18 protein-coding genes are annotated in these 20,812 nt (G+C 43.6%); 9 read left to right on the forward strand and 9 right to left on the reverse strand.

From position 1 onward, the window contains the following. The first annotated feature begins 150 nt into the window (after positions 1-150). Complete coding sequence (locus AAGR14_RS02410; RefSeq protein ID WP_342647003.1) at positions 151-1,026, forward strand: class I SAM-dependent methyltransferase; 876 nt, start codon at positions 151-153, stop codon at positions 1,024-1,026. An 80-nt stretch (positions 1,027-1,106) separates the two neighbouring features. On the opposite strand, the gene AAGR14_RS02415 is transcribed toward AAGR14_RS02410, so the two are convergent. Continuing rightward, on the reverse strand, positions 1,107-2,747 hold the full coding sequence (locus AAGR14_RS02415; RefSeq protein WP_342647004.1) for an SUMF1/EgtB/PvdO family nonheme iron enzyme: 1,641 nt from the start codon (positions 2,745-2,747) through the stop codon (positions 1,107-1,109). A 221-nt stretch (positions 2,748-2,968) separates the two neighbouring features. Between AAGR14_RS02415 and porV the strand changes: the two genes are divergently transcribed. Together porV and ispF are read left to right on the forward strand one after the other, a co-directional pair. Beyond that, the gene (porV, locus tag AAGR14_RS02420; protein WP_342647005.1) at positions 2,969-4,141 is read left to right on the forward strand and encodes a type IX secretion system outer membrane channel protein PorV; all 1,173 of its coding nucleotides are present in this window, start codon (positions 2,969-2,971) and stop codon (positions 4,139-4,141) included. A 4-nt stretch (positions 4,142-4,145) separates the two neighbouring features. Beyond that, positions 4,146-4,631 carry a 2-C-methyl-D-erythritol 2,4-cyclodiphosphate synthase gene (ispF, locus tag AAGR14_RS02425; protein ID WP_342647006.1) on the forward strand — a complete coding sequence of 162 codons (486 nt, stop codon included), beginning with the start codon at positions 4,146-4,148 and terminating at the stop codon, positions 4,629-4,631. A 43-nt stretch (positions 4,632-4,674) separates the two neighbouring features. Here the strand turns inward: ispF and AAGR14_RS02430 are convergent, their stop codons facing one another. After that, complete coding sequence (locus AAGR14_RS02430) at positions 4,675-4,836, reverse strand: FeoB-associated Cys-rich membrane protein (protein ID WP_342647007.1); 162 nt, start codon at positions 4,834-4,836, stop codon at positions 4,675-4,677. A gap of 313 nt (positions 4,837-5,149) precedes the next feature. Here AAGR14_RS02430 and typA point away from each other — a divergent pair, with 313 nt between their 5' ends. Beyond that, complete coding sequence (gene typA / locus AAGR14_RS02435; protein ID WP_342647008.1) at positions 5,150-6,964, forward strand: translational GTPase TypA; 1,815 nt, start codon at positions 5,150-5,152, stop codon at positions 6,962-6,964. A 72-nt stretch (positions 6,965-7,036) separates the two neighbouring features. On the opposite strand, the gene AAGR14_RS02440 is transcribed toward typA, so the two are convergent. After that, positions 7,037-7,708 (reverse strand): FkbM family methyltransferase, encoded by a 672-nt coding sequence (locus tag AAGR14_RS02440; protein WP_342647009.1) that lies wholly within the window; start codon positions 7,706-7,708, stop codon positions 7,037-7,039. A gap of 137 nt (positions 7,709-7,845) precedes the next feature. Here AAGR14_RS02440 and AAGR14_RS02445 point away from each other — a divergent pair, with 137 nt between their 5' ends. The 4 genes from AAGR14_RS02445 to AAGR14_RS02460 are packed head-to-tail and all read left to right on the forward strand — an operon-like array spanning position 7,846 to position 11,531. Then, the gene (locus AAGR14_RS02445) at positions 7,846-9,183 is read left to right on the forward strand and encodes a flippase (RefSeq protein ID WP_342647010.1); all 1,338 of its coding nucleotides are present in this window, start codon (positions 7,846-7,848) and stop codon (positions 9,181-9,183) included. Between the two features lie 23 nt (positions 9,184-9,206). Continuing rightward, positions 9,207-9,827 carry an FkbM family methyltransferase gene (locus AAGR14_RS02450; protein ID WP_342647011.1) on the forward strand — a complete coding sequence of 207 codons (621 nt, stop codon included), beginning with the start codon at positions 9,207-9,209 and terminating at the stop codon, positions 9,825-9,827. Positions 9,828-9,830: 3 nt separating this feature from the next. Continuing rightward, positions 9,831-10,604 (forward strand): methyltransferase domain-containing protein, encoded by a 774-nt coding sequence (locus tag AAGR14_RS02455; RefSeq protein WP_342647012.1) that lies wholly within the window; start codon positions 9,831-9,833, stop codon positions 10,602-10,604. Positions 10,605-10,619: 15 nt separating this feature from the next. Continuing rightward, positions 10,620-11,531 (forward strand): glycosyltransferase, encoded by a 912-nt coding sequence (locus AAGR14_RS02460; RefSeq protein WP_342647013.1) that lies wholly within the window; start codon positions 10,620-10,622, stop codon positions 11,529-11,531. A 19-nt stretch (positions 11,532-11,550) separates the two neighbouring features. Here the strand turns inward: AAGR14_RS02460 and AAGR14_RS02465 are convergent, their stop codons facing one another. Next, positions 11,551-12,303, reverse strand: coding sequence for a glycosyltransferase family 2 protein (locus AAGR14_RS02465; protein ID WP_342647014.1), 753 nt, complete (start codon positions 12,301-12,303; stop codon positions 11,551-11,553). Beyond that, on the reverse strand, positions 12,296-13,588 hold the full coding sequence (locus AAGR14_RS02470; RefSeq protein ID WP_342647015.1) for a glycosyltransferase: 1,293 nt from the start codon (positions 13,586-13,588) through the stop codon (positions 12,296-12,298). The genes AAGR14_RS02465 and AAGR14_RS02470 overlap by 8 nt, the downstream gene beginning before the upstream one ends. Positions 13,589-13,635: 47 nt before the next feature. On the opposite strand from AAGR14_RS02470, the gene AAGR14_RS02475 reads away from it, so the two are divergent. Then, positions 13,636-16,836, forward strand: coding sequence for an LpqB family beta-propeller domain-containing protein (locus AAGR14_RS02475; protein ID WP_342647016.1), 3,201 nt, complete (start codon positions 13,636-13,638; stop codon positions 16,834-16,836). A 140-nt stretch (positions 16,837-16,976) separates the two neighbouring features. Here the strand turns inward: AAGR14_RS02475 and AAGR14_RS02480 are convergent, their stop codons facing one another. From AAGR14_RS02480 to AAGR14_RS02495, 4 genes are all read right to left on the reverse strand, one after another. Beyond that, positions 16,977-19,472: a YfhO family protein gene (locus tag AAGR14_RS02480; protein ID WP_342647017.1), complete on the reverse strand. Its 2,496-nt coding sequence runs from the start codon at positions 19,470-19,472 to the stop codon at positions 16,977-16,979. A 64-nt stretch (positions 19,473-19,536) separates the two neighbouring features. Then, entirely contained in the window at positions 19,537-19,851 is a 315-nt protein-coding gene (locus AAGR14_RS02485; protein WP_342647018.1) for a hypothetical protein, read from the reverse strand. A 6-nt stretch (positions 19,852-19,857) separates the two neighbouring features. Continuing rightward, positions 19,858-20,118: a DUF4834 family protein gene (locus AAGR14_RS02490; protein ID WP_342647019.1), complete on the reverse strand. Its 261-nt coding sequence runs from the start codon at positions 20,116-20,118 to the stop codon at positions 19,858-19,860. A 78-nt stretch (positions 20,119-20,196) separates the two neighbouring features. After that, positions 20,197-20,799 (reverse strand): Uma2 family endonuclease, encoded by a 603-nt coding sequence (locus AAGR14_RS02495; RefSeq protein ID WP_342647020.1) that lies wholly within the window; start codon positions 20,797-20,799, stop codon positions 20,197-20,199. Positions 20,800-20,812: the final 13 nt, after the last annotated feature.

The raw sequence follows: 20,812 nt of genomic DNA on the forward strand, positions 1-20,812 counted from the left end.
AATATAAAATTTAACATTCGTGTTTGAACATATTTAAATTAGTTTTTTTAATTTTATTCAATCTAATTAAGGTTGCAGAAAATATTACTCTGTTCCTTAACTCTCCTTGCCGATCCTTCCTAATACAACTAACTCAACTTTTAAACATGGATGGACATACAAACCTTATTAAACGAAGGCATAACTTTTGAACTAAAAAACAATTGTTGGGAATTTCCTATCCTGAGGCGTTCTAAAGCTTTGGAAGCCAATGCTTATTATTTCAACAATCAGGAATGGGCAAAAGAGTATCTAACCTATTGCCACCGGAGCGACTCATTTAAAAGCAGGTGGATGACTGCCACCGGCAACTGGACAGACAAAACAGTAATTGATATTGGTTGCGGGCCAGGTAACATCTATGCAACCTTAAAAGATGTAGTGGGTAAACCTAAATATCTGATTGGGGTTGATGTAGCCCCGACATCTTTAAACTTTGCTGCAAAATTGGGTTATATCCCTGTATTGACCGATGCGCATCATCTGCCGTTTAAATCGGGTATTGCTGATATTGTAATATTAAACGCCGCGTTGCACCATTGCGAAAATATGGATGCTGTATTAAAAGAAGCAGCCAGGTTAGTAAAACCGGGAGGCATTTTAGTAACCGACCATGACCCACAATATTCGGCTTGGAATTATAAAGGCATAGCTAAATTACTTTGGGATGCACGCTTACTGTGGTATCGCGTTATAGGCCATGGGTTCCACAAAACATCAGACCAGCAAAAATGGGGTTTAGCCTGCGAAATTCATCACAAGCCTGGTCATGGTGTTAAAACTGAAATGTTTGAAAGCGTTTTAGAGCCGCATGGCTTTAGTGTAAACGTTTATCCGCACAATCACAATCTAGGTAAAGAGGTACTGTCAGGTAACATGGGTAAAGCCAAGTTTAAATATAGGCTGGGTAATGTTTTTTCAGGCCGTAATCCATCATCAAAAGCAAGTGCATTAACCTTGATGTGTGTAGCGAACAAATTGGCTTAATAGAATATAAAACGTTATAAACAAAACAAGCCGGCTAATTCGTTAGCCGGCTTGTTTTGTTTATCTCCTAAAGGGTATTCTTACTTTTTAGGATTATATGGTTTGGGTTTTTTAACGCTGAAATGCGATTTGCCGCTCGGATTGATCTCAGATGTACCAACCATGCTCATGGCGCAACGGAATCCTACTTCGGCACTGGCTTCGCCCTGGTCCATGTAGCGGCGGGTTGCCGGGTTTAACCACATGGCGCGGTCATTCCAAGAGCCGCCTTTGTATACTTTAGAGTGGTCGTTAACTAAAGTAGTAACTCCATATAAACTGTTATCTACCGAGTCAACAAAACCCCTTTGGTCGGCTTTAAAAGGCTTGCCGCTTAACGAAGCAGTAACTGTACCGGTTGGTACCCCGCCGGTTGCAGCCGCAGTGGTTGTTGCCGGTTTCTGTCCTTGCTGCTGCGCGATGAACTCATTCCAAGGTAGTTTCTTGTTTGATTTTGCAGCATCTTTTATTGGCCGCCCGTATTTATCTTTTGCATAAATACCTTTTTCGGGATCGGCTAAACGTTTGTTGGTGTACTCGTTACCACGGTAAGGGTTGAAGTCTTCAACGTCTTCAAAGGTCAACTGGCGGTATGTATCGCCTGTCCATTCGTTAACATTACCGGCCATATTGTACAAGCCAAAATCATTAGGCTGGTACGAACGCACGGGGGCAGTAATGTCGGCTTTATCATTTAAGGATCCGCCTACACCCATATTATCACCTTCGCCGCGCTTAAAGTTGGCCATAATCATACCGCGGGTACGTTTTTGTGCCGAGCGTACGCCCATGCCGTTCCAAGGGTAAATTTTGCCGTCTTCAATATTTTCAAAGTCAGTATTGCCGGCTAATCCCAAAGCAGCATATTCCCATTCGGCTTCTGTAGGCAGTCGGTAGGCCGGTCTTAAAATACCATCTTCCATACGTACGGTACGGATAGCTTTACCATTGTTGCCCGGTTTAGCAAGCGGGTTCATGTCGGGCATCATTTTTTTGCCGTCGATGCCCTGGCCTTTGTACTGGCCGTTTAAGTAAATATCAGTATCAAACGGTTGGGTAACTCCGGTACCGCCATTAGCTGTACCACCGGCACCGCCTTTACCCGAAGCCTCTTTCCAACTGGCTAAACGGCCGGTTTCGCGCAATGTATTTTCGTTGATTTGGTTAGTACGGAAAACGCAATATTCTTGTGCCTGTTCCCAGGTAACGCCCACTACAGGATAATCCTGAAAAGCAGGGTGCCTTAAATAATTATCAACATATGGTTCGTTGTAAGATAAGGGCCGGCGCCAAACCAATGTATCGGGCATGGCATTGTAATACAATTCACGATCACCGGGGTAAGTAATACTTATATAATGCAAGTAATCCAGCCAATCCTGGTTTGATACTTCGGTTTCGTCCATATAAAACGAAGCAACGGTTACACGGCGGCGGGTATTGTTATAATCATAAGTCACATCCTGATCTGCGCTGCCACCCAGTACAAAGGTTCCACCCTCAATCGGAATCAAACCTGGCCCGGGAGCAGGATGCGTTTTTTGGAAGCGCATGTAGCCGCCATTATATTTATTATTATAGGCAACACCGGTTTTTTGCGACCGCATTGGTTTACCACAACTGCCTAATAACAATCCCACACATCCCAATAATAAAGCAGATTGAGTAAAATGCTTAATCATATTTAAAAAATTAGTAAGTAAAAATAATAAATATCCTTAGACGGAAATTTATTTAAAGTAAATTAATTAATGTTTTGCGATCAGGCTGTTTAACGGTTTCGCAGCCGTCTAAGTTACGTATTATTTAAAAATAACGACAATTTGTGTCGGTTAGCAAAAGCGGTTTTAAGGTGTGGTTTTTATTATCGTTTTTTTGAAGAAAATAGAGCTATTTTGCGGTAATGAAATTCAGAAAGCTTTATGCTTTAACCTTTGCCTTATTTACTCTGCCGGCAGCGCTTTTAGCGCAGAGTACGGTAGGCAATACCGGTACCAATACCAACGGCAGCAGTGCCGGTGGTATTAATACAGCAGTTCCGTTTTTAACCATAGCGCCCGATTCGCGGTCCGGCGCCATGGGCGATGCAGGCGTGGCGCTTTCGCCAGATGCTAATGCCAGTTACTGGAATGCCTCAAAACTGGCGTTTATTGAAGGGCAGGATAATGTTTCCCTTTCTTATAGCCCCTGGTTGCGCAATTTAGTGTCTGATGTTAATCTGGCCTATCTGAGTTATGCCCACCGGGTAGACAACCGTAATACGCTGAGCCTGTCATTGCGTTACTTTAATTTAGGTAACATCCAATTGATTGACGTTAACCAAAACGACCAGGGCACTTACCGTCCTGCTGAGTTTTCGATAGATGGTGCTTTTGCCCGTAAGTTTGGTCAAAATTTTTCGTTAGGCCTGTCAGTGCGGTACATTCATTCTAACCTAAGTACGGGTAATGTTTACAACGGGCAGCAGGGCAAAGCAGGCAATGCTTTAGCCACCGATGTTTCTGCTTATTACCAAAAGCCAACGCAGCAATTTGGTAAAGATGCTCTGTTGGCTTTCGGCGCCAATTTTTCTAACATCGGTACCAAAATGAGCTTTGTTGAAAACGGGCCGAGTTATTTTTTACCATCTAATTTACGTATTGGTGCAGCCGACACGTGGTACCTGGACAATGCCAACCAGTTCACCCTTACGCTCGATTTAAATAAACTTTTAGTACCTACACCGCCTGTCAGGGATAGTCAAGGAAATATTGTGCGTGGGTACGATGATAATCGGTCGGTACCAGCCGGTATATTCGGCTCGTTTGCAGATGCCCCCGGTGGTGCAAGCGAGGAATTAAAAGAAATTAGTTATGCCGGTGGTGCCGAATATGGTTATAATAAACGCTTTTTTGTAAGAGCCGGCTATTTTTACGAAAACCCATCAAAAGGTAACCGGCAATACGCTACCATAGGTGCAGGCTTTAAGTATGATATTTTTAATTTGGATTTAGCTTACCTGGTGGCATCCCAACAAAAAAGTGCACTGGCCAATACGCTTCGTTTTACACTAAGTGTTAACTTTGACCGCAAATAACAATATGAGTAAAATACGCGTAGGATTTGGATTTGATGTGCACCAGTTGAAAGAAGGGCATCCTTTTGTAATGGGAGGAGTTACCCTGCCACATCATGCCGGTGCCTATGGGCACTCGGATGCTGATGTCATAGTGCATGCCATTTGCGATGCTTTGCTGGGAGCTGCTAACCTGCGCGATATAGGTTATCATTTCTCAAACAAAGATGAGCGTTGGAGGGGTATCAGCAGCTTGATTTTACTGCAGCATGTGGTTGAGTTATTAAAAGGAAAAGGCTGGCAGATTGGTAACATCGATGCCATGATTTGTCTGGAAGCGCCGAAGATCAATCCTCACATCCCGCAGATGAAAGAAAAGATTGCAGAAGCGGCCGGTATCAGCGAAGAAGATATTTCTATCAAAGCAACTACCAATGAGCAGATGGGCTTTATTGGGCGCGAAGAAGGTGTGGTAGCTTATGCCGTGTGCCTGATTGAAAAAGCGACATAAGTTAAAATGATTGCAACAGACGTTCAGAAAAAAAGGAACGTTCTTATGAGCGTAGTTTGCCCGGGTCAATATCCGAAAAATCAACACCGCACTTGCAGTTAGAGCCGCAACCCTTTTTGGCTGCAAAGCTTTTATAAATCAAACGGCCCACGTAAAATACGGCTGCCGCAAAAATGATGGCAATGGCAATAGTTTGAAAACTCATGTCGCAAAATTACTGATTGTATTATTTATATACGTAGCAAATACTTGCGTAGTATATAAAGTTTACTTTAACATGAAAACCTGAAAAAGCTTTATATTATCAAAATATTTGTTGCTGCCTGCTAAGTGCACAGAATGTACAAAACTTAATTAACAGGTAGTATAGGGGTTTTTCAAGCTGCCAGATTATTAGCAAAAATGCACTATACAAACGATGGTTATGCCTAATATTCAAATAATTGTAAAAAGCTGCCAAAGCTTTAAAATGCAATAATTTAAGCTTATCTTTGCGCAAAATTCAAGAGGCATATTTCATGCAAAATCAAATTCGTAATATTGCTATTATAGCACACGTTGACCACGGTAAAACTACTTTGGTTGATAAAATCCTTCATAGCTGCGCTATTTTCCGCGACAATCAGGAAACAGGCGAGCTGATTCTGGATAATAATGATCTGGAACGTGAGCGGGGCATCACCATCGTTTCTAAAAACGTATCGGTAAGATATAAAGACATCAAGATCAACATTATTGATACTCCTGGTCACGCCGATTTTGGCGGAGAGGTTGAGCGTGTGTTAAAAATGGCCGACGGTGTATTGCTGTTGTGTGATGCTTTTGAAGGTGCTATGCCTCAAACCCGTTTTGTAACCCAAAAGGCTTTGGCTTTAGGCTTAAAACCAATTGTGGTAGTAAACAAGGTTGATAAAGAAAACTGTCGCCCTGAAGAAGTTTACGAGCAAATATTTGAATTGTTCTTCAATCTGGATGCTACCGAAGAGCAGTTAAACTTCCCTGTTATTTACGGTTCATCTAAGCAAGGCTGGATGAGCACCGATTATAAAAAACCTACAGAAGATATCTTCCCGTTGATGGATGCAATTTTGGAAAACATTCCTCCTGCACCTATTGCCGAAGGTACCTTGCAAATGCAAATCACCTCGTTAGATTATTCATCTTTCGTAGGCCGCATTGCAGTAGGTCGTGTTGCTCGTGGTACTATCAAAGAAAACCAGCCGGTATCTTTAGTAAAACGCGATGGCACTATTCAAAAATCAAGAATTAAAGAGCTTTATACTTTCGAAGGTTTAGGTAAAGTTAAAGTTCAGGAAGTTAAATCTGGTGATATTTGCGCCGTAGTAGGTATCGAGGGTTTTGATATTGGTGATACTATTGCCGATTTTGAAAAACCAGAGCAACTGGAGGTTATTCATATTGATGAGCCTACCATGAACATGTTGTTCACCATCAACACTTCTCCTTTCTTCGGTAAAGAAGGTAAATTTGTTACCTCACGCCACCTGCGTGATCGTTTGTACAAAGAGATGGAGAAAAACCTGGCATTGAAGGTTATCGAAACCGAATCGCCTGACTCTTACCTGGTGTACGGCCGTGGTATTCTTCACTTATCAGTATTAATTGAAACTATGCGCCGCGAGGGGTATGAGTTACAAGTAGGTCAGCCTCAGGTAATCATCAAAGAAATTGATGGTGTTAAATGTGAGCCTGTCGAAGTTTTAACTGTTGACGTACCTGGTGATGTAGCCGGTAAAGTAATTGAGCTGGTAACTCAGCGCAAAGGCGATTTGTTAGTAATGGAGCCTAAAGGCGATTTACAGCACCTGGAGTTTGAAATTCCTGCACGTGGTATCATCGGCTTACGTAACAACGTATTAACGGCTACCGGTGGCGAGGCTATTATGGCTCACCGTTTTAAAGCATACGAGCCTTGGAAAGGTACTATACCTGGCCGTTCAAACGGGGTATTGGTATCAATGGATACCGGTAAAACTACAGCTTTTGCTATCGATAAATTACAAGACCGTGGTCGTTTCTTTATTGAACCGGGTGTTGACATTTACGAAGGCCAGGTATTAGGCGAGCACATCCGCGACAACGATTTGGTGATTAACTTAACCAAAGGCAAGCAGTTGACCAACATGCGTGCATCTGGTAGCGATACCAACGTACGTATTGCACCAGCCATTAAATTCTCTTTAGAGGAATCTATGGAGTATATCCAGGCTGATGAGTACATCGAGGTTACACCTGCAAGCATCCGTATCCGTAAAATTTATTTGAACGAGAACGAGCGTAAAATCAACGCTAAAAAATTCCAGACTGCTTAATTAGTCAGGAACTGCTATAAAACAAGAAAACCCAAGCCATGGCTTGGGTTTTCTTGTTTTACATATTTTTGATTATATCAGTTTAAAAATCAACGTACGCAAGGTTTTGCTCACCAGCTGGTAACCCTGGTTAGCTAAAAAGCCATGAGCCTCAGAAGCATCCAGATGGCTAAAATTGATATCCACGTCTTCTACCAGTACAAATTTGGGGCGGTACTTAGCCCAGTTGTTTGATTGCAGTACTTTAACATCCAGCCCGGCTACATCTACACTCATAAAATTAATAGTGGTACCTGCCGGTAAATGTTTATCCAGTATCCGCTCCAGCGGGTAAATATCTACCTCTACCGTTTCGGTAATACGGACAGGGCTGCTGTCTTGATCCCGGCTTTCCGAAGTTGTTTTATCAAAACTGTTAAACGCCGAATCGTTAAAGCAATACAGGGTTTGGCGGGTTTGTTCGGCACCAATACCTACATTGAGGTTTATATCCTCAGGGCGGTATTGGTTAAACAGGGCTATGGCTTCGGGCGTAGGCTCTATGTTGATGCCGTGCCAGCCCAACTCGTAAAAATGCATGGTGTTTGAGAACCGGAACGGATGGTGTGCGCCAATATCCACAAAAAAGCCTTTATAGTCGGCATAATTGGGTACGCTCTCCATCAATAGCGGTCTGAGCATCATATCTTCACCGTCTTGCGAGTAAGAATGCAGCGGTTTAAAATCAGGATGGTTGGGTATCATGGTAAATCAGTTTACTGTTACCTAAACAGGCGTTGGCAAAATAACATAAAATTTGTACTTGTATAAAGCGTAATCAACTTAGCCATGATAATGGGCGGGCTGTAGTTAACATTTTTATACCTTTGCGCCTGTTAATTATGCGCATACCCAACATTCCCGGATTTGACCAGCAAGCATTTGAAAAGTATTTTAAAAATACGGGGATGCTGATGATGGCTAAAGTGGGTAGTATGGTCATCAAAATGATTGTTAATACCTTTGTGCTGTCAGGGTATTTAGGAACAGCAGAATACGGTATCCTGAATTACCCAATGGCAATTGTGGTGTTTTTTATGGCCATATCAGCTTTAGGATTGGACGGATTTGTAACGCGCGAACTGGTTAATCATCCCGAAAAACAAAACAGCTTATTAGGCACTGCATTTTGGATGCGTTTAATTGCTGGGATCGCTACCTTGCCTTTAGTTTATTTTACCTATCAGACGCTCGCTCATTTCAGGCATCAGGATACCCCGATAAATTACGTGCTTATTATCGCGCTGACATCGGTAGTGCAGGCTTTTACCATTATCGAAAGCTATTTTCAGGCTAAAGTGCAGGCTAAATATGTGATGTATGTACAGGTAGCCGGCAATTTAGTGTCGGCTGCTATTAAGCTAATCTTGGTACTGCTGCATATGCCGCTAATCTGGTTCATATATGCTTTATTGTTTGATGCCTTTATCCTGGCCGTTGGTTATGTTTTGGCTTATTATAGCAATAAACTTTCTTTAGCCGATTGGAAGTTTGACCATTCGCTCGCCTTATACATGCTCAAAAATGCATGGCCGTTAGCATTCTCTGCCGTTTTGGTAACCATTTACATGAAAATAGACCAGGCGATGATTGAGGGTTATTTGGGTAGTGCGCAGTTAGGTGTCTATTCCACCGTTGCAAATTTGAGCGAAAGCTTTTATTTTTTACCGGTAGCTATTGTAACCTCCGTTTTTCCGGCTATTGTTTATGCCCGTAAAACTGACATCGACCGCTATTTTAAGCGGCTGCAAAATATGTACGACCTGATGGTGGTTGTGAGCCTTTCGATAGCCATATTCATGACTTTTGCATCAAAGTATATTTACCAGATTGCTTTTCACCGGCACCCTGAGTTTTGGTCGGGTGCACCGGTTTTAGCAGTGCATGTATGGGCTGGTGTTTTTGTGTTTTTAGGGAGCGCCAGCGGGCAATACCTCATTGCCGAAGGCTATTTTAAGCTTTCGATGTTGCGCACCGGGGTGGGCGCATTAATCAATATCGTGCTTAATATATTTTGGATTCCGGCTTATGGTATCATTGGTGCGGCTTATGCAACGTTGGTTGCGTATGCGGTAGCAACTTTTTTTATCCTGTTTATACCCAAAACTCGGGGGCAGGGCGTGCAAATGTTAAAATCTTTATTCTTAATTTCACTTTTTCAAAAAGCATTTAATCGTTGAGCAATTTTTCTTTACTTCTGCAATTGATAAAACAGCCGGAAAGGCTTCGTTCTTTACTCTCGTTCAACAGCAAAGGGTACCTTGATACTATTGGCTGGTTTAAGGCTTTTGACAGTAAAGCCCCGGTTGATGGTAACAATAAGCCTATCCCGTGGGTAACTTATTCGTTTATCGATTTTATTAAAGACCGCCTCAAACCCGAGCATGCCGTGTTTGAGTTTGGCTCGGGTAACTCTACTACCTTTTATGCACAACGTACGGGCATTGTGGTATCGGTAGAGCACGACCAGGAATGGTTTGAAAAAGTAAACAAAGCCAAGCCGGATAATGCAGAAATTATTTTTTGCGAACTGCAGCGCGACGGCGATTATTGCCGCATGCCGGTTAAACTGGGCGAAGCTTTTGATATTATTATTGTTGATGGCCGCGACCGGGTAAACTGCTGTATCCAGGCCGTTGAGGCGCTGTCTGACAATGGCGTAATCGTACTCGATGATTCGGAAAGGCCCGACTATCGCGATGGTATCAGCTATTTACTTGATAAAGGATTTAAACAAATCCCGTTCAGCGGTATATCGCCGGGCTTGTTTTATTATAAATCAACTACTGTATTTTATAAGGCTGATAACTGTTTAGGCATTTAAGCTATGGCTGATGATAAGCTGAGCGGTAACGTAAAAACCGCCTACGACGAATTTTATAAAAAGCACGACGAGGCCTGGCGTATGTTGGGTGCCAAGTACAAAGCCCAGCATATTACTGAGGTGTGCAAAGGACGTACGTTTAACAAAGTGCTCGAAGTAGGTGCCGGCGATGGCAGTATTTTAAAAATATTATCTGAGCAAGGTTTCGCACCCGAATATCATGCGGTTGAAATTTCGGATAGCGGAGTGGCTTACATCCAATCGCGCGAAATCAAAAATCTCAAATCAGTTCAGATATTTGACGGTTATCACTTGCCTTTTGCCGATAACAGCTTTGATTTGATTATTCTCTCGCACGTACTGGAACACGTAGAGCACGAACGCTTGTTACTGCGCGAGCTAAAACGCGTGGCCAAAATGTGTGTTATCGAAGTTCCGCGCGATTATAAGGCCAATGTAGATGGTCGTATCAAGCATTTTTTGGCTTACGGACACATTAACGTTTATACACCAACCTCGTTGCGTTACCTGTTGCGTACCGAAGGCTTCGAAATTATGGCCGACCTTACCTCGATGATTGAGCCGGAGGTGACTAAGTTTAATACCTACATCAACCAAAAAAAGCCCAAAAGCGTACTCACGGATATTAAAATAGCTGCTGAGTTTGCAGTTAAGAACAACTTAGGTAATTTGATGGGTAAAAAGAAACAGGAGCAGTTGGCTAATGCCTATACCGTGCTTTGCAGCAAAACCGACGCGCAGGCACAAATATTTTAACGGATTAATTGGGGTATGAGGCAACTGGCACCTATAGCAATATTTTTGTATAACCGGCCCGACCATGCCCAACGCACGTTAGATAGCTTAAGCAAAAACATACTGGCCGATAGTTCGGAACTGTTCATATTTTCTGATGCGGCTAAGGATGAAGCCTCTCGCGAAGCCGTAGAACAGGTGAGGCAATTGGCTAAAACCGTTACCGGCTTTAAATGCATCGAGATTATTGAACGCACTACCAACATAGGTTTGGCTAACTCCATCATCAACGGCGTTACACAACTGGTTAACCAGTACGGCAAAGTCATCGTGTTTGAAGATGACCTGGTTTCGTCGCCCTACACCCTGCAGTACTTTAATGACGCACTCGACCATTATGCTAACCAGCCAGAGGTGATGCACGTAGGCGCCTATATGTACGACCTAAAAATACCCGACCTGCCCGAAACGTTTTTTTATCGCGCTGCTACCAGTTGGGGCTGGGCCACCTGGGCAAGGGCCTGGAAAAGCTTTGAACCTGACGTTGATAAGTTGATGGCGCAGTTTGATGACGCCAAAATTCATCAGTTTTCGATAGAGGGTACCATGAATTTCTGGAAACAAATGCAGGAATTCAAGGCAGGCAAAAACAACTCGTGGGCCATACGCTGGTATGCCTCCATTTTTCTGCAACATGGGCTTACGCTCAATCCGTCACACTCATTAATTCACAACATCGGGCACGATGGCAGCGGAACGCATTCTAATAATGAGGATATGTACCAAGTGCAGATTGCGCAAAAGCCGGTTACGCATTTCCCGTCAACACTCCAGGAAAATCCTGAGGCTTATGAGGCGATTAAACAATTTCTTAAAAACCGGAAAGGCAGCCTTTGGCAGCGGGGGATAAGGTTTTTAAAACAGAAACTGGAGAAAAATAAACGGTGATACCTGTCATACCTCAGCCTTAATCGTTAGTGCGGCGATGCTGCAGCCAGTACCAGCCTAAGTTAAAAGCAATCACTACATGATTAAACAGCGTTGGCACCAAACCATAATGTTTACGCATAATAGCAAAACGCTCTAACAGGCTTTGTTTATGTTTGGCTTTCGACATACCACCCACCAGGTATTTAGCCACATAGCCATGCACGTTAACAATCTTTTTGGCTTGTTTGGCCGCCTGTAAAATCCAGTCAATATCGGCACTCAACCGATACTCCGGAGCGTACGGCTTTACTAAAGACTTTTTGATATAAATAGCCTGGTGGCTGATGCTCATGCCGTATTTAAAGTCGCGCCAGGTAAATTGGTCGGGGGCTTTATGGCGGCGCTGGCCCAAGCTTTCGCCCTGGGCATTAATCATTTCGGTTTCGCCATAATAAATGTCTGCGTCTGGTGCGGCGGCAAAGACGGAGACTACGATATCGGGCGCGTGTATTTCATCACCAGAGTTCATGAATAATACATAATCGCCAGTGGCTAATGCCATGCCTTTGTTCATCGCATCGTAAATGCCCTTATCCGGTTCGCTCACGAGCCGCTGTATATTGGAAGCATATTTATTGATGATTACCAACGTGCCATCAGTCGAACCACCATCAATTACAATATATTCAATACGATCGTATGTTTGATTGATGACCGAAAGGAGCGTGCGCTCAATATGCTCAACGTTATTGTAAACAACGGTAATTACGCTAAGCACAGGCTTAATCATGCTGCCCTCCGGGATGTGCCGTATTAAGTAATTGCGTGTACAACTGAACGTGTCTCTGCGCTATAACAGGCTCGGCATATTTGGCCATTACCGTTTGCCGTGCCTGTTGTTGTAGGGTAGGCCGGTCGGTGTGGTTAATCACCCACTCCATACCATCGGCCAGGCTTTTAGACGAGCGATATTCGGCCAGATAGCCGTTTTGCTCATGCTGTACCATATCCGGGATGCCACCAGTGGTAAACGCAACTACTGGTGTACCGCAGGCCAGGCTTTCCATCACCGTATAAGGCAGGTTATCTTCCAGCGACGGTATCAGAAAAGCGTCAGCTGCCGAGTAGCATAATGCTAATTTCTCATCATCGCTGATGGTGCCTAAAAAGCTGGTTTTAAAAGCAAAATCAGGTACGTCTTTTTCGTTGCGGTTGCCAAAAACTACCAGTTCAATTTGGTCGGCCTTTACACCAAGACGTTCTTTCAGCAAATCCAGGCTCTCCAGTAAATAACTGGTGCCTTTATGCAAATCTTTACGGGAAGGCATAAAGCCGGTCAAAAAGATAAACTTATCCTCTGGTAAACCTAAAGCCTTTTTAGCCGCCTGTTTGTCTGACGGTGTAAAAATATTAGTTTCGAGCGTATTGGGTATTTGCAGTACCGGGCGGTCGTGCATCAGGCTGCTTTGAAGTACTGAGCTGAGCATCCAGGCGCTGGGTGCTACGATGTTGAATTGCAGTTGCTGGTAAGCATCATGTTTTTGCTGCCATATTTGGTGCGAGGTATCATCAGCATCCGCTTTTTTAAGCAGCGGGCAATAACCGCACTGGCGCACAAAATGATCGCAGGTGTAGCGCACATGGCAGCCGCCGGTAAAGGCATTGCTATCATGAAAAGTCCATACGATGGGCTTGTTCAGCTTTTTGAGCTCGGCCAAATGACTGGGGTTTAAAAAGCTATGGTTTACCCAATGCAGGTGTATAATATCGGCCGCTTTAACATCAGGATGGTTCACCACCGAGCGCCCGAACCAGGTAAACGAAAAAGGCGTTCGCTTTAAAGGTTTGAGCAACCGTTTGGCCATTATGCGCTCTAAAACAATGGTTGCAGCGGTATACGCCTTTTGCAGCGCATTGCTGTTAAACGTTAACACCGCCGGATTTTTACCAAATTTATAGTGCACAATAATCTTAGAATCAATATTTTCGGCATGCAATGCTTTGCTCAGGCGCAGGCAGGCGCGGCCGGCACCGCCGTTGCCGTCGTAAGTATTAATGTGCACTACTTTTAGCATGCTTCAAAAATACGTTTATCATAACAGAAATTAATTAATTAAACTATATGAAAAAACTTTACGCCTTTTTCATCTCTTGTGCAGCCATTCCCGCCTGGTTGCATGCACAGCCCCAAAACAGTTATTTTACCGCTTACCCCACATTTACCCCCGACGGCAAAACCGTAATCTTTAGCTACGAAGGTGATTTATGGAAGTCGGATTTAAACAACCCCTCGGCCGTTCGCCTTACCGCCATGCAGGGGCAGGAAACCAATGCCCGGGTATCTCCCGACGGGCAGTGGCTGGCTTTCTCATCAAATCAATACGGTAACAGCGATGTATACGTCATGCCATTGGCCGGAGGCGAGATTAAGCAATTAACTTATCACGAATCGTTTGACGAGGTGGATTCCTGGAGTTGGGATTCTAAAACCATATACTTTACCTCAGGCCGGTACAACCAGTTTGGTTCTTACCGCGTGTCACGTAACGGGGGGACGCCAATGCGTTTATTTAAACATTATTTTAATACCACCCATGGCATAGCCGAGCATCCGCAAACCGGCGAATTGTTTTTTAATAATACTTGGGAGAGCTACCTTTTTGCAGAGCGTAAACATTACAAAGGGGATTATAATCCGGATATCCAGTCGTACAACCCCAAAACCAAAGCGTATAAGCAGTATACCAACTGGAACGGTAAGGACTACGGAACTACCATTGACCGTAAAGGAAACATCTATTTTGTATCTGACGAAGCCAACGGGGAGTACAACCTATATACCTTCAACAACGGCAAAAAAACGGCACTTACCAGCTTTAAAACTTCCATCAAACGGCCTTCTGTAAGTGCCGATGGCAGCAAGGTAGTTTTTGAGAAGGATTACCAGCTATATGCTTACGATGTAGCCAGTAAACAAACGCAAAAGCTTAACTTTTTCTTATCGCGTAATAACGTTTTGCCCAAAGACCAAGAGTTTGATATTTCCGGGAAAATTGAAGCGGCCGACCTTTCGGCAGATGGTAAAAAGCTTGCTGTTGTATCGCGTGGCGAATTGTTTGTGAGTGATGCCGATGGCAAATTTATCAGGCAAATAGAACGGAACAGTGGCGAGCGGGTGATGGAAGTAAAATGGATGCCCGATAACCGGAGCCTGATTTATAACCAAACGCTGGGCGGTTATACCAACTGGTACACCGTACCTGCCGATGGCAGCGGTAAACCCAAACAACTCACCGCCGAAAAGCGCAGTAACCGTATGCTGGCCCTGAACAAGAACCGTACCCAGGGCGTGTACCTGAGCGGGCGCGACGAAGTGCGGGTGATAGACATGAAAACCCTGGCCAGCAAAACCATCGCTAAAGATGAAATATGGGGCTTTCAAAATTCGCAGCCCAGATTTTCACCCAATAGCGAGTATGTGGTTTATACCGCTCACCGTAATTTTGAGCAGGATTTGTTTGTGTATGATATGCAGTCGGGCAAAACACTCAACTTAACCAATACCGGCGTTACGGAGGATGATCCGTTTTGGTCGCCCGACGGTAAGTATATCTTTTTCGCATCCTCTCGTACTCGCCCTGAATATCCTTACGGCTCGGGCGATGCGCACATTTATCGCATGCCGCTGCAAAAGTTTGATGAGGCGTTCCGTTTAGATAAATTCCGCGATTTATTTAAAGAAGAAAAAAAGCCCGAAATGCCAGCGTTTGTGCCTGCGGCTGACAAAAAGAAAATCACTAAAAAAGATACGGCCAAAAAGCCCATTTCTCAACAGCCTGTTCCTAAAGCGCCTGCAAGCATTGTTATCAATACCGAAGACCTGATGAAAAGGCTGGAACGCATCAGTCCAAACTTCGGTCAGCAAAGCTCGCCCTATGTGATACAAAAAGGCGAAAAAACAATGATTTACTACCGGTCCGACCAAACCGAGGGCCGCCCGGGCATATACCGTACCACCTTAGAAAACTTTGAGGCACCGAAAACCGAAAAAGTGACGGGTGCCGATTTCTTTAGTTTTGATATTATTACCGGCGGCGAAAAGTATTACCTGTTGGGTAACAATACCCTGTATAAACTCAACCTCGACCAAAATAAGGTAGACCGCGTAGATATCAGTTACCGTTTTGACCGCAACCTGCAAAGCGAGTTTAAGCAGATGTTTGATGAGGCCTGGGCCGGTTTAGAAGAAAACTACTATGACGGCAGTTTTCATAGTGCAGACTGGGCTAAAATACACGACCAGTATGCCGTTTATCTGCCTTACGTGACCAATCGTGCTGATTTAAGGTTGATGTTGAAGGATATGTTAGGTGAGCTTAACTCATCGCACATGGGCTTTAGCTCAAGCGGTTTAGAAGAACGTACTAACTTGCGTTATCGCACCATGGAAACCGGGATTGTATTCGATAACGCCGACCCATATAAAGTTTCGCATGTGCTGGATCTGAGCAATGCCGACCGCGCCGGTATTAATGTTAAACCCGGCGACAAGCTAAAAGCGGTGAACGGTGTAGCGGTTGATGCAGGCCAGGACCGGAACGCCTACTTTACCAAACCATCGCTAGAAGAAGAAATGGAACTGACCTTTGAGCGAGCCGGAAAGGATTATACCGTAAAAATTCATCCGGAAGCATCGGCTAAATTTAAAACCGATCTGTATGATGAGTGGGTAGCCTATAACCGTAAAGCTGTAACCGATAAAAGCAAGAGCCGCATAGCTTACGTGCATATGAAAGATATGTCTACCAATGCTTTGGAAAACTTTTTAGAAGACATGGTGGGCGATGCGTACAAAAAAGATGCTTTGATACTTGACCTGCGTTTTAATACCGGCGGCAACGTACACGATGCCGTGCTTAACTTTTTATCGCAACGCCCGTACCTGCAATGGCAGTACCGCGATGGGCAGCGCACGCCACAACCCAATTTTGCGCCTGCCGCCAAGCCAATGGTGCTGTTAATTAACGAGCAAACCCTGAGCGACGGTGAAATGACCGCTACCGGTTTCAAAAGCTTAGGCTTGGGCAAAATCATCGGCACCGAAACTTATCGCTGGATTATTTTTACCAGCGCCAAAGGCCTGGTTGATGGTTCGAGTTACCGCATACCGGCCTGGGGATGTTTTACGCTGGACGGCAAAGACATCGAGAAAGAAGGCGTGAAGCCGGACATCTATATCAAAACAGCTTTTGCCGACCGGATGACCAACCACGACCCGCAACTCGACCGCGCCATTGAGGAGGTAATGAAGCAGTTGAAATAGATGGAAATTTTGATTAAACAAATGCTGCTGGCTTGCAAATAGGAGTCAGCAGTATTTATAAAAATCCAACAAGCTAAAAACAACAAAGGCTTGAAACGCTAAGTTTCAAGCCTTTGTTGTTTAAGTTATATACAGCGAACCTATGCGTTTTGGTTAGGCATAATAGCTTCCTTCTTTTTGCTTTCCATAAAGAAAGCGCCAATCAGGAAGATAACCAGCAATATCGAACTTGCCAGTGAAATACCTTCGCCAGTATAGTAAGAAGCAGGGTGGAAGATAAACTCAATTTTGTGGTTACCTACCGGTATTTTAGCGGCACGTAATACATAATCAGCTCTAAAATAAGGTTGCTCAGCACCGTCAATCAGCATTTTCCAGCCTTTGTTGTAATAGATTTCTGAGAATACGGCAATCTGCTCAGATTGTGAGCCTGATTCATAAACCATATGGTCAGGATTGTAGCTGGTCAACTTAATAGTTGCGCTGCCATCAATAGGGTGCGGTTTGCTTTCGGCTAACGATTTATACTGCTGGTCAACAATAGCCTCCGTTTTTGGGTCAAAGCTGCTGATGGCCTGCATCTCTTCGTCGGCATTGCGGGCAAATTTAACGCTTTGTACAAACCATGCATGTCCGCAAGCCGTACTATTAGCTTTCATGGTTGCAGTTTGCGTTTTAGGGTCGGCACTGATGATGTACTTTGTATTCAACATATCCAATACATCGTAATTGACGCTCTTGCTGAATTGATTTTCAATCAATTCCTGGTAGCGCTTAAGTTTAGCAGCATGGTAGCCACCGATAGATTTATGAAAATATGAGGTACTGGCATTGCTAAACGGATCACCTCCGCTTAGGTCAAATACGCGGAAATCAGGGTCTGTATCGCGCATAATGAATTGGTCAACCTCGCGAGGCTGTATATCATGTGAGTCTTGTTTCTCAGTAAAGCTATTGCTACTCAGGTAACGTTTGTCTACCTGCCACATATCCACCAGTATGATAGCTAAAAAGGCAACAGATAAAACAGTAGCATTAACTTTTTGCTTTAGGTAAGCCCACATCAAACCAAACGTAATTAAAACAAAAATCAAAGTACGAATAGCATCTGCTCGGGCTAATGATTCGCGATCGCTTACCACGCCATTCATTACACTGGTAGCTAACGCACTGTCGCCCTGGAAAGCTTGGGTAAGATAGCTAATAATATCCTGCTGATTTGAGCTTCTGAAGCTTAGCAATACGCTTGGTACTAATACCAGGAGTAAGGTAATGCCGCCTACAATGTAAAGCGTCAATAATAGTTTTTTAACCAAAGCTGCTTTGTCAGTTATTGCAATGGCTTCCTGAACTGCCATAATAGCCAGTACCGGGAAACATAAGCCAGCCACTGCCAAAATAGATTCGACTGCGCGGAATTTGTTATATAATGGGAAATAATTAAAGAACAAATCGGATACGAATGGGAAATTGCGGCCAAACGATAACAGCATGGTTAAAACTACGGTTGCCAGCAGCCACCATTTCATGCGGTTTTTAACAATGATTAAACCGAACACAAACAAAAAGCAGATAATGGCACCAAAGTAAAACGGACCTTCAGTAAACTGCTTTTCGCCCCAATAAGAAGAAACACCGGCTCCGCCTAATTGCTGAGTATAGCCTTCGGCTTGTTCTTGTGGCAAGCCTTTAGCCGTAAATGCTTTAGTGACTGCCGATTTAGCCGGGTCAATTTCGCGCATACCGGATGCACCGCCGTAAGCGTTAGGAACCAAAAAGGTCAAACATTCACCCACACCCTGACTCCAGCCATAAGCGTAATCTTTTGATAAACCTTCGCTCGGTTCGGTCACGTTTTTGGTGAGGTTTGATTTACCCCTTATAGTTTCTTTACCATATTCATAAGTGCTCCACAATATGGATGCATTTACGGCTAATGCAAGTACAGTTGCACCAAAAATGTAAGCTGCCGATTTGATGAATGCATTGATGGTTTTGGTCTTAAAAGCATGGTAACACTCAATACCTAATAATATCAGCAGTGCCAAAAACAAATAATAGGTCATCTGGATGTGGTTGGCCCGTATTTCGAGCGCCAGAAAGAACGCTAAGAGTGCACTGCCTAAAAGATACCGCCCTCTAAACGTTAAAATAATGCTGGCCAGTATAGGCGCAAAAAATGCAATAGCAAATGCTTGGTTAGCATGGCCTGCCACCATCAAAATGATATTGTAAGAAGAAAATGTAAAGGCAATTGCACCAGCAGCCGATAGCCACGGATTTATTTTTAACACCCTGAACAGAAAATAGCCGCCCAAAAGGAGCAGCAAAACCGTATCAACTGGGGCTGGGAATACTGCTTTGAGTATTGAAACAATATGCGACGTGATATTTTTGGAATAGGGAGCCCAAATTTGATAAGCAGGCATTCCGCTGAACATCTGGTTAGTCCATAAAATGGTTTCACCTTTGGCCCGGTAGTCCATAATTTCTTTTTGGGTAGCCTGGGCCCGGGTAACGTCGTTTTGTCCTAAAGTTTTACCCTGAAAAGCAGGAGTAAAATATAAGAAACAGATAAGAAGAAAAATTCCGATGATGGCAAAATGAATGCCGTTGCGCTTAAACCAATTACTCATTTATCTTTGGGGAAAAATTTATTCCCCAAAAATAGAAAATTGAGCGATAATAGAAACGATTAGTTTACAAGGGTTTTACTACGTTGCAATGTAATGCAACTACACCCAAGAGGTAATATAATAAGGCCATACCTGCTAAACTAATAGCATAAATAATTTGCGTTTTCTTTTCGGCAAATTCTTCCTGGTTACGGCGGATGGTGTAATAGTTATACCAAGCCAAACCCGCCAGAGCCACCCATAAAAACCAGTGTATCCGCTCACAACTTACACTTAGCTGAACAGCCATGGCAAACACAATGTAGTTTGCTGTTATCAGGGTAATGAGTGACTGTAAGCTATAGTGGCGGTCTTTAAATAAACTTTCGGGTGGGTTCATAACGGTTTACTTTACTTCTTCGTAATCAATAAAATCACCTTCGTTATCCGGAATGGCGTTTTTAGGTGTTGGCGGTACATAGTCTACCTTCAGCCTGCTTTCCGGCCTTTTAGTCTCTTGCTGGCGGTATTGCTGCTGACGATTAAATTGTTGCTGTTGTGCTTTATTAACCATGCCCTGAAACAACATTGGCAAAAATAAACGTGCCAGTGAACGGACAATATATAAAACACAAATGGCGATGATCAGAAAACGTATTAAAAACATTCGATGAAAATTTGCTACAAATATAAGTTTATAACGGAAAAAAGGTTTGTTTATGACAAAAGCTCTGTTAGTAACTGGTCATAATTCGGGATGAATGTTCTCAAAGATGATGTCTAAGTCCAGTACAAAGTCTGGCAAAACGGGAGTAGTCACTTCATCGCCTACCGTCATTAATCTCGAAGCCTGGTAGCGGCCGGCGTCAGTAAGTGTATACTGCAAAAAGGTCTTATCCTGCGGCGACACAATCCAATACTCTTTTACGCACGATTCTTCATAAACATCATATTTGTTACGCAATTCTTTTTTGTTGTTGCCCGGAGATAAAATTTCAATCACAATATCTGGAGCGCCGGTGCAGCCCTTGTTGTCAATTTTTCCGGCATCGCAAACCACCAAAATATCCGGTTGTACCACGGTATATATTTCCTTGTTGTAACCGGATGGGATGTTTTGAGGTAGCCTGACATCAAAAGGAGCAGAAAACGCCTGGCAAGGTTTGCCTTTCAAATAGTTATATAACTCGCCCGATATATTCCACGAAATTTTTTGATGCATAGGCGCCGGCGCTGGCGTCATTTTAAAAATTTTACCTTTAATCAGTTCCAGGCGCTCTTCAAAAGTCCACTGCAAATAATCAGCGTAAGTGTAGGTCTTATTTAAATCAAGGTCCGACAGTTGCATAACTCAAAGATAT

The organism is Mucilaginibacter sp. CSA2-8R, from assembly GCF_038806765.1.
GTDB lineage: Bacteria > Bacteroidota > Bacteroidia > Sphingobacteriales > Sphingobacteriaceae > Mucilaginibacter.